Source organism: Faecalibacterium gallinarum, assembly GCF_022180365.1.
Lineage (GTDB): Bacteria > Bacillota > Clostridia > Oscillospirales > Ruminococcaceae > Faecalibacterium > Faecalibacterium gallinarum.
This window is the reverse complement of the sequence record NZ_BQKV01000091.1, coordinates 1-311: the sequence shown is the minus strand read 5'-3', so window position 1 is coordinate 311 and position 311 is coordinate 1. Positions and strand designations below refer to the sequence as shown.

Annotated in this window: 1 rRNA gene; it reads right to left on the bottom strand. The window is 42.4% G+C overall.

What is annotated here, in order from left to right:
• Window positions 1-141 (bottom strand): 23S ribosomal RNA (locus JCM17207_RS10485); the annotation flags it as partial.
• Between the last annotated feature and the right edge of the window lie 170 nt (window positions 142-311).

Below are 311 nucleotides of genomic sequence, written 5' to 3'. Positions count from 1 at the left end.
ATGAGGCTGAGTGAGTTTCCTCATTCAGAAATCCCCGGATCAAAGCTTATTTGCAGCTCCCCGAGGCTTATCGCAGCTTATCACGTCTTTCATCGGCTCCCAGTGCCAAGGCATTCGCCCTGCGCCCTTCTTCGCTTGACCGCTGATATTCTCAGATTTCTCTGAGTCTATCAATATCCTCTTGATTCTCTATTTGCCAACTAGATTATTGTTACCCTTCCTTTTGAAACTGTAGTGTTTCTTAAAAAGAACTTACTATAATCTTGTTTCGCAGTTATTATTCAGTTTTCAAGGTACGTCTTTGAAGGTCT